Source organism: Thermoproteota archaeon (assembly GCA_030130125.1).
Lineage (GTDB): Archaea > Korarchaeota > Korarchaeia > Korarchaeales > Korarchaeaceae > Korarchaeum.
On record JARZZM010000036.1, the window covers coordinates 24,005 to 33,062 of the forward strand.

10 protein-coding genes are annotated in these 9,058 nt (G+C 50.9%); 7 read left to right on the forward strand and 3 right to left on the reverse strand.

The window, feature by feature from the left end; all coding sequences use genetic code 11:
- Positions 1-200: 200 nt before the first annotated feature.
- The 6 genes from QI197_06265 to QI197_06290 all read left to right on the forward strand — a co-directional run bounded on the left by QI197_06265 (position 201) and on the right by QI197_06290 (position 5,290).
- Positions 201-374: a hypothetical protein gene (locus QI197_06265; protein ID MDK2372966.1), complete on the forward strand. Its 174-nt coding sequence runs from the start codon at positions 201-203 to the stop codon at positions 372-374.
- The gene (locus tag QI197_06270) at positions 374-877 is read left to right on the forward strand and encodes a Rieske (2Fe-2S) protein (GenBank protein ID MDK2372967.1); all 504 of its coding nucleotides are present in this window, start codon (positions 374-376) and stop codon (positions 875-877) included. The genes QI197_06265 and QI197_06270 overlap by 1 nt, the downstream gene beginning before the upstream one ends.
- Positions 877-2,292 carry a cytochrome bc complex cytochrome b subunit gene (locus QI197_06275; GenBank protein ID MDK2372968.1) on the forward strand — a complete coding sequence of 472 codons (1,416 nt, stop codon included), beginning with the start codon at positions 877-879 and terminating at the stop codon, positions 2,290-2,292. The genes QI197_06270 and QI197_06275 overlap by 1 nt, the downstream gene beginning before the upstream one ends.
- A 100-nt stretch (positions 2,293-2,392) precedes the next feature.
- The gene (locus QI197_06280; GenBank protein ID MDK2372969.1) at positions 2,393-3,184 is read left to right on the forward strand and encodes a hypothetical protein; all 792 of its coding nucleotides are present in this window, start codon (positions 2,393-2,395) and stop codon (positions 3,182-3,184) included.
- Positions 3,185-3,311: 127 nt separating this feature from the next.
- Complete coding sequence (locus QI197_06285; protein ID MDK2372970.1) at positions 3,312-3,575, forward strand: hypothetical protein; 264 nt, start codon at positions 3,312-3,314, stop codon at positions 3,573-3,575.
- 92 nt (positions 3,576-3,667) lie between these two features.
- The gene (locus QI197_06290) at positions 3,668-5,290 is read left to right on the forward strand and encodes a CTP synthase (GenBank protein MDK2372971.1); all 1,623 of its coding nucleotides are present in this window, start codon (positions 3,668-3,670) and stop codon (positions 5,288-5,290) included.
- Here QI197_06290 and QI197_06295 read toward each other — a convergent pair.
- Positions 5,283-6,413 carry a DegT/DnrJ/EryC1/StrS family aminotransferase gene (locus QI197_06295; GenBank protein ID MDK2372972.1) on the reverse strand — a complete coding sequence of 377 codons (1,131 nt, stop codon included), beginning with the start codon at positions 6,411-6,413 and terminating at the stop codon, positions 5,283-5,285. The two genes, QI197_06290 and QI197_06295, sit on opposite strands and share 8 nt — an antisense overlap.
- Before the next feature lie 45 nt (positions 6,414-6,458).
- Between QI197_06295 and QI197_06300 the strand changes: the two genes are divergently transcribed.
- Positions 6,459-7,634 carry a THUMP domain-containing protein gene (locus tag QI197_06300; protein ID MDK2372973.1) on the forward strand — a complete coding sequence of 392 codons (1,176 nt, stop codon included), beginning with the start codon at positions 6,459-6,461 and terminating at the stop codon, positions 7,632-7,634.
- Here QI197_06300 and QI197_06305 read toward each other — a convergent pair.
- Both QI197_06305 and QI197_06310 read right to left on the reverse strand, forming a co-directional pair.
- Entirely contained in the window at positions 7,593-8,237 is a 645-nt protein-coding gene (locus QI197_06305) for a hypothetical protein (protein ID MDK2372974.1), read from the reverse strand. The two genes, QI197_06300 and QI197_06305, sit on opposite strands and share 42 nt — an antisense overlap.
- On the reverse strand, positions 8,231-8,917 hold the full coding sequence (locus tag QI197_06310; protein ID MDK2372975.1) for a hypothetical protein: 687 nt from the start codon (positions 8,915-8,917) through the stop codon (positions 8,231-8,233). The genes QI197_06305 and QI197_06310 overlap by 7 nt, the downstream gene beginning before the upstream one ends.
- Positions 8,918-9,058: the final 141 nt, after the last annotated feature.

Consider the following 9,058-nt stretch of genomic DNA (forward strand, 5'->3'; position numbering starts at 1 on the left):
CTAGAGGAGGCGGGTCAATAAGATAAATGTTCCCTAGGCTTTTCTCATATATAAGCCTTAGACAACGGGGAATATTTGATTAAATATATAACAAGACAATGGTTATATATAAGTGAACATCACCAGATAAATAACAGAAATTTTATTTATTTTTAGGGAACTCAGAGAACGAGGTCTCTCTTGAGAAAGGGTGTGTATCTATGGGGGTGCTGATCTCCGGAATGGTTTCTGGTGCTCAAAGTCTCTTACAGACCACGTTCAATCAAATAACTCAACTGTGGGTCCTAGCAGGCTTAATAGCTATGTTTGTGATAGGCTTGGTGATCTACACCTGCTATTCTAAGAGCTTAGGTATACCGGAGGGTGAGGATTGATGGTAGATGTGAGTAGGAGGGACTTCATAAAGGGGGGACTGTTAGCCTCCATTGCATTGGCAGCAGCCGCCGCTGGAGCCCCACTAATTCAGTATCTCACCTCGGAGAGGGTAGTCGTTGGTAAAGTTAGCAGCGGGGGGAAGAGCAAGCTTCCAATGAAAATAGCGAATAAGAATGATCTTCAACCGGATTCCCAGATACAGTTTATGATGCCCCTCAATCCAGATGGGAGTAGGGGGCAACACCCATCTATTCTAATAAGGCTGAGACCGGATCTAGCCCAGAAAGCTGGAACGGAATTCAAGGCCTTCAGCGCCATATGTACTCACTTGGGGTGCATAGTCCATCTTGAGCCCGGTGATGATATCTACTGCCCGTGTCACGCCGGATACTTCGATCCTGTGACCGGTAACGTTCTAGCCGGTCCTCCCAAGAAGCCGCTCCCCGAGATAGAGCTGAAGATAGATGAAAATGGTGATATTTACGCGGTAGGGTGGAAATGATGACCAAATGTGGTAAGGAGGAGAGGAGCTGCCTATCGTGGTTGGTTAGCTGGTTTATTGACAGGCTCGGGATGGAGGAATTCACCTCCACCATGGTCTGGAGACATACCTTACATCCAGTCTACAGCCTCGGCGGTCTAACAACACTCATGTTCATCATTCAGGCGATTACTGGACTGTTACTCCTCATGTTCTACGTACCAGTGTTCGGAGAGACTAACATGGCCTATGACAGCGTCGTGAGGATAACCGAGGAGGTGGCATACGGTTCGATCATAAGAGGGTTGCATTTCTACGGGGCCAACTTGATGGTCCTCATAGCGATACTCCACTTCCTGAGGGTTTACTTCATGGGAAGCTACAAGAAGCCTCACGAGGTGACGTACATAATCGGAATGATAACCGGTTTGCTAGCGATCGTTGCAGGTGTAACTGGCTACTCCCTGAGAATGGACCACGTGGCCGGGGAGGCCATAAGGATAGGGAATACCCTAGTTACGGGCATGCCTGGGGGTAAGATGATCGCCCAGATCATATATGGGACGGGAACGTTCGACGAGATAGTCGGCAGGTACTTGGCGTTCCACATCATGCTGGCCGGCCTGATATTCCTCCTGATGCTCGTCCACTTCTTCTCAATTCATCAGCATCACGTGTCACCCCCTTACGAAGGATCAGATCCTGAGCCAGCAGTACCTTTCTTCCCGAATCACATACTGACCGAGGCAGCGGCTGCCTTCGTGGTGATAGGCGCCTTGATAGTTGTATCAGCAGTGTTCCCGGCAGAGCTAGGTCAGAAGTTCCTTCCAACGAAGGAATTGCCGGTAGGTCAGCCTGAGTGGTACCTAATGGCTGTTTACGCTGGGATAAAGACGGGAGTAGATCCGGTTTTCGCTGGCATGGTGGTCCCGGGCGTGCTCCTACTGATATTCGTACTGATGCCTTGGATTGATCCGACCTACAGCAGGCACCCAAGGAACAGGAGGATAGCCACTATCTACGGAGCCATAATGGTCGGGGAATTCGTGGTCTTCACGGTATACGGGATGCTTACACCCGGAGAGCAGATCCCCTTGGTAAACGCGCTGGCCGTCGCGTTCGTTGTCGCGTTAATCACCGGAATACCAGCGGCCAAGTACACATCCAAGCCCGTTCCCCCGGTTAAGAGGACTCCAGTTAAGAGAGTCAGACACACACCACTCGTCCTAGAATGGGGCAAGTACATATTCCTGATACTCCTGATAATTCAGTTGATCACAACTGTCCTCGGAATCCAAGCCCATTTCAATGAGATGTACACCTTGGCTGGTTTCTACTTCGGCATATCTGTGATAGCCTTTGGATGGGTCCTATTCGTGGCGAAAGTCATCCTCCTAGACGTTAAATACATAACGAAGCCTATTCCCTCCTCTTAACATTTTCTTCACCGCCTCCTTCCAGATCGACGTTAGTCCACAAACCCTTTTTACATTGGAGCCACCACACGTAACGATGAACAGGGACAGTTTGGTGATTGTGGGAGTCGTGCTGATAACTCTGATCGTACTCGGATCTGCTTACACGGCAGTTTCAAGGGGTGTAGCTCCCTCCCTGCTGGAAAAGGGAACCCCCAGCGGATCTAAACAGAGCGGCGCGGGATCTTCTCAAGCAGCATCGGGGAAAACCGGTACTACTCAGACAAAGAAGACGACGACACAGAAAACAACGACCCAGAAGGCACCATTTGACTTCAAGAGCGTATTTCTCAAGAAGACCGAGTTCTCAATCACTTACGATTACTACCAAGATATGAAGAAGAAGGGCAATGGCGCCCTCTACGTCAAGGGAGATAATAGGAGAATGGATCTCAAGTTCGTTCAGGGACAGACGGTACTCATAAACAAAGGAGATTTGACCATATACTGTTTCAAACAAGCTCAAAGCGACTGGCAGTGCTTCCAATCGAAAAACAAGGAGTCCATTGAGAAGAAGATGAGGGGTGGAAAAGCAAACGATCCAGTTGAGGAAGGTCAGGAGGAGTTCGACAAACCATTATACAACGGTACTAGGACCTATGCGGGGAAGACATGCTACTGCTACTACGTTAGCAAGAGCGCGAAGGAAACCGTGAACGGCGTGGACAAGGCGGGAACTCGGTGGGTGGAGATATGTGTGACTCAAGATGGGATACTGGCCTATTACCTCTACCTATGGAAATCCTCTGATGGGAAGAACGCTATTAGAACCGAAATAATAGCCAAGACGATATCATACGACGTTCCGGATAGCGTCTTCAACCCACCCGTTGAACCAACAAGCCTTCCATGATTGAACTATTGAAATATTTTTCATAATATGTTTTAACAACAAAATTCGAGGTACATCTTTCCAAGAGGGACATTTCGCAGTAATATTTAACTGCTAGAAGAACGCTATAATTATGGGGTGAAAGGGAATGGCTCACCTGAAACTATCGCCCGATTTCGAGCATGTTTACAACGCTATCATGACCGAGTTGAGGGGTTACATACATGGTTCCGAGTGTCACATGGATAAGATAAAAGAGTGGCTGTCTACCTTGCCTCCTGAGGGAGTGAACTCTCTATTGGAGCAGCTTAGAAGGAATTTGGAGACTTGGAAGAATATAGGTTCCATAACTGAGGAGCAGTATGAGAGGGCCCTCCAGAAACTTGAGGAGATAAGAGATCTAGCTAGGTAACCTACCGACTCACATTATCCTTCCCACCTGCGCACACGCACTTGGCAGGTGGGATCCTAAGTTTTTATGTTAGATCGACTCGACCCCAATACGTGGACTTCAAGCTGATCATCGTAACCGGCGGAGTCATAAGCGGATTGGGGAAAGGTGTAATAGCTGCTTCCATCGGAAAACTCCTCCAATCTAGGGGGTTCTCCATCTCCATGATAAAAATAGATCCCTATCTAAACCCAGATCCTGGGACCCTTAATCCTATAGAACACGGGGAGGTCTTCATAACGGAGGAAGTATGGCACTTCAAACCGGGTCATGGCGTCGAATTCAAGATAGCCGAGATCGATGAGGACTTCGGTCACTACGAGAGGTTCCTCGACGTGAATATGCATCCCTCCAACAACATAACGAGCGGTCAGATAATGCTCAGCGTTATCTTAGGAGAGAGAAAGGGGAGGTACTTGGGCCAGACGATAAGGCTGATACCTCACGTGACCCAAGCCATAAAGGAGAGGATACATGAGGTAGCTAGGAGGGAAGAGCCCGACATACTGATAGTGGAGCTAGGAGGGACTGTAGGAGATTACGAGGCCATGGCATTCGTTGAAGCACTCAGACAGCTCAGACTCGAAGTGGGAACTGAGAATTCGGTGCACATCCATGTAACCTACGTCCCCTTTGTTGAGACCGTCGGAGAGTTCAAGACGAAGCCAGCCCAGCTCTTCTTCAGGGAAGTGCTGGCTGCTGGCCTCCCACCGGACTTCGTCATAGCGAGGACACAGTCCTCCCTCCCAGACGCGGTCAAGGCGAAACTTGCATTGTACGCGAGCGTTCCGAGGGATGCCGTGTTTGAGGACCCAGATCTAGACGTAGTTTACGAACTCCCCCTCTATCTAGAGGAAAGGGGTCTGGGCATGAAGCTGGAGGAGAAACTTGGCATTAAGGGAAAGCCCGACATGGAGGAATGGAGAGGGATAGTAAAGAGATTCAAGCGAGGTGAACCCAAGAAAATAGCTATGGTAGGCAAGTACTGGAGGATGTCCGACGTCTACATATCCATAGTGGAGGCTATCAAACATGCGGGGGCTGAGTTGGGGATAAAGCCGGAGATACTGGCTGTCGACTCGGAGGAGCTGGAGAGGGGGATCGGGTGGGAACTGCTGGAGGAAGCAGATGGAATCCTCTCCACTCCGGGTTTCGGCTCTAGAGGAACTGAGGGGATGATCAAGGCTGCGGGATGGGCATTGAAAGAGGGTAAACCGTTTCTTGGCATATGCTTCGGAGCTCAACTCGCGACCGTGGCCTTTGCTAGGGAGATAATGGGATGGGAAGGAGCGCACTCCACGGAGATAGACCCCAATACCCCCTGGCCTGTTATAGATCTCCTCCCCGAACAGAGGCAGGTCGAGGAGGTAGGGGGTACGATGAGGCTTGGTGGTCACGAGGTGGTCCTCTTGAAAGGCATACTCAGGAGAGCCTACGGCAGGGAGAGGGTGATTGAGAGGTTCAGACACAGGTATCACATAATCAGGGAGTTCGCCGAGAGGATGGAGGAGCGGGGGTACAAGATAACGGCCGTAGATACAAGTGGCAGGATAATAAACGCATTCGAGGTGGAGGGACACCCCTATTACGTGGGAGTCCAGTTCCACCCGGAGTTCAAATCGAGGCCGGGGAGGCCCAGCCCCACCTACAGGTCGTTCTTGGAGTCCTTCAGATAGAGCTCAATACCGCCTTCACCTCTTTAATCACCCTGTCAACCTCTTCGTCCTTCATGCAGTGGAATATAGGTAGATAAAGCACCTCCTTCGTCAGCCTCTCTGCATTGGGAGTCTCCACGTTGGAGTAATCCACTCCCCCGAAGAGGACGTGCAGGTAGTTATATTCCCTCTCAGAGAGCCTAGACATGACTGGTTGCCTCTGGAGAGGCATTGGATACGCAGGTCTAGCTAGCACACCTCTTTCCCTGAGCATCCTCACGACTTCATCCCTCTTCGATCCTACCCTTATAGGATAGAGGTGCCAAACTGGTTCGGCCCACTCCGCGCTTACCGGCGTCTCTACTATCCCAGAGAGTTCCTCTGTATATCTGGAGGCAATCTCTCTCCTCCTATAATTGAATTCATCCAGTTTTCGCAGCTGAACTAGGCCTATTGCTGCATTCATCTCGGTCATCCTGTAATTGAAACCCACGTAGTGATGCTCGTATTTCGAGACTTGGCCTTGGTCCCTTATGGCCTTGGCCCTCTGATACACGTACTCGTCATCTGTGGTTATGATTCCCCCCTCCCCCGTTGTCATGTTCTTGGTGGGATAGAAACTGAAGGCACCGGCCTCCCCTATGCTCCCCACCTTCCTCCCCTTGTAGAGGGCCCCGTGTGCTTGGGCGGCATCCTCCAACAGGAACACCTCTCTATCCCCTACAACTTCTCTGATCGAATCTAGATCAGCAGGATGACCGTGGATATGGACAGGAATGACTGCCCTGACTTTCGGGGTGAGCTTCCTTCTCAGATCTTCAGGGTCCATTGTTCCCGTCCTAGGATCCACATCAACGAATACGGGTTTTGCCCCACTGAGTATCACAGAAGAGGCTGTCGCATAGAAGGTGTAGCTGGGAACAGCCACCTCATCTCCCGGACCTATTCCAAGTGAGATTAGAGCTACATGCAGGGCGGCGGTTCCGTTCGATACCGCCACAGCGTATTTGCTACCGACGTAGGATGCGAATTCGTTCTCGAACTCCTCAACCAGCTTGCCCTGAGCTAGCATTCCTGACCTGAGCACTTCGGCAACTCGGCTTATCTCTTCCTCCCCTATACAAGGCCTCGCTATAGGTATCATGGAAACACCTTCGGCTTATAGCCTCGACTCGAAAAACATAAGGGTATGCTGCTAACGCTAGGGGTCACGATACCGGGCTTGGATCCCTTCCTAGGTGAGGAGGTAAGGGAGCTACTGGGTAGAGGTGTCAGGGGAGTGGTACCTGGTAAAGTGGAGTTTACGGCTACTCCTGAGGAGATCTTGAGGCTGAACTATACCTCCAGAACCGCGATCAGGTTCCTGATACTGGTAAGTAAGGAAATACTCGATCCCATAGATCTGGAATCACTGAAGAAGGCTGCCTCCTCGGTTGAGTGGTCCTCCTTCTTCAGTCCTTCCTATACGTTTGCAGTGAGAGCCGAGAGAGTGGGTTACCACAATTTCACCAGCGTGGATGTGGCAGCTATCGTGGGAGAAGCCGTAGTGGAGCACTTCTCCTCTCTGGGCACTAGAATAAGGGCAAACCTAAAGAGGCCTGATGTAGTGATCAGAGCCTACGTGAGCGGAAATATCTTCCTTCTAGGATTGGATACAACTGGGGAAAGTCTTCACAAACGAGGATACAGGGTGTTCGAACACAGGACATCCCTAAATCCCGTGATAGCCTACTCACTGGTCAAGCTCAGTGGCTGGCTCGATTCTCTGCCCTCTGATCCAAGCTCGGTTCTCGTAGATCCTATGTGCGGTGGTGGGACGATTCCCATCGAGGGAGTGTTGGCTGCTTTGAGGATACCTCCCGGGAGATGGAGGAGAAGTTACCCTGTGGATCATCTCTCCCCCTTCCAAGGCATCTCTCAGGAGGAGATATTCAATCGGGAAGATTCTTACATTGTAGATAAGGATCTGAACGTCTTATGCTCCGACATAAGCCCAAAAAGCATAAGGGGGGCCATGGAGAACGCCAAGTCGGCTGATGTCTACGACAAAATAGAGTTCGATGTGAGGGATGCGAGCGAGCTGATCTCCCTGAGTAGAATAAGCTCCGTAGCTACAGATCCACCCTATGAGTTAAGGACTGGGAGGAACAGGAGAATAGGCGAGACCTTCCATAGAATGGCCTCCGCCCTCGAGGAGAAGCTCGAGCATAGGTTCTCAGCCATATGCGCTGGCCCGGCCCTTCCTAAACTAATGACAGCCATGCGAAACCTCAAGCTGGTGTTCAACAGGAGGATTCTCTATGGCGGGATCGAGGCCAGGTTGCTAGCCTACGAGAGGAGGGGCACCCGACAGGAAGGCCACTAAAGAACTCACAATAGGGACTGCTATGTTGTCCTCGCCTCCGTATAACTCCACCACCGAGGAGGAGATAGCTACCAATCCTGCAAGGAAGGGATCCCCAGTCAAGCCCACTAGCAAGGCTAGATAAGAGATGAGACCTGCAGCTGTACCCTCCAAGGTCCCATCAGCCATCGGGATCTTGATTCTGCCCATTGATATCCCCACCATAGAGGAAAGTCCATCAGTTAATATGAGGGCGAATATGCCGTAGGAGGCAAGTGATCCGAAAAGGAAGTAGGAAGAAGAGACGCCAATTAATCCAGATAAGGCACCAAGCCAACCAGCTCTCCTCTCGTAGTCCCTCTCAACGAGGCTCACCAACCTGTTGAATGATTCGAGGACTATCTCCATTCCCTTAGGCTGAGGAATCTGCATTCCCGCCTTGAGCCACTGTGGGAGGCCCTTCACCTGAACCGAGTAGATCCACCCGCCGACAGCGAGGGCCGCAGCATATACAAGTTTAGGATCTATCAGATCCCCAACCATCATCGGGACGAGGAGGATAGAGGAGAACAGGATGTGGATCGCTTTCCTGAGCAACTCATTCCTCTTGGAATTCACTACCAATGGACATCCCCCAGTACCATCACCACGGCCGATACTATCGGCACCGTAAGATTGTCGTCTACCCTCGGCCACCTCTCTACCATAGTGGCCACAATAGCGGCTATAGCACCAATGTATCCCTTGTAAAAGAATCCTATCGGCAGAGAGACGAGAAGCATGGCCACACTACCCGCAGTCCCCTTACTCCACCTCTTGTAGACGATGTTTCTGACTATGCCAGTCACCCCATCGCCCACCGACATGAACAGCGCTGCAGCAATGCCCGCGCTCAGGTCTACGTACCATAGCCCCACTATAACTAATGTCCATGTGATGCAGAAGTAGACCTCTCCTAGATTGCCCTCCACTTGGAACCAGTCAAACTTCTCTCCCCTTAGCCTGGGAAGCAGAGTTAGCACAATCATCCCGACACCGCCTATAAGCGGTATCGCCGGAGACTTGAAGAGGTAGGGTGTCAGAACAGCCACTAGCCCGCCGGATAGTATGTGTATAACCTTCCTAGCTACATAGAGGTTCTGCCACTCGGCCACCTTTTTGGATATCCAGAACACCACTACAGAAATCCAGACGACCAAGATGAACAACCAGAGAATCTCGTCAATGCTGGGACTCCAATACCAAAGAGCTATGACCGACACGAGTAGCAATGTCAGCAGTATGATGGGGATCTCTGCTCTCATACACAAGGGTCCGATTGACGCTATACTATAAAGTCCCCGCACGATCGTTCTATCCAACGAGGGGGTCAGGGGAGGACCACTTCATCATCGCCTCCGGGGGAGCTCAAAAGGGTAAGGTAAGCCGGCCGGCCCTCATCCCCC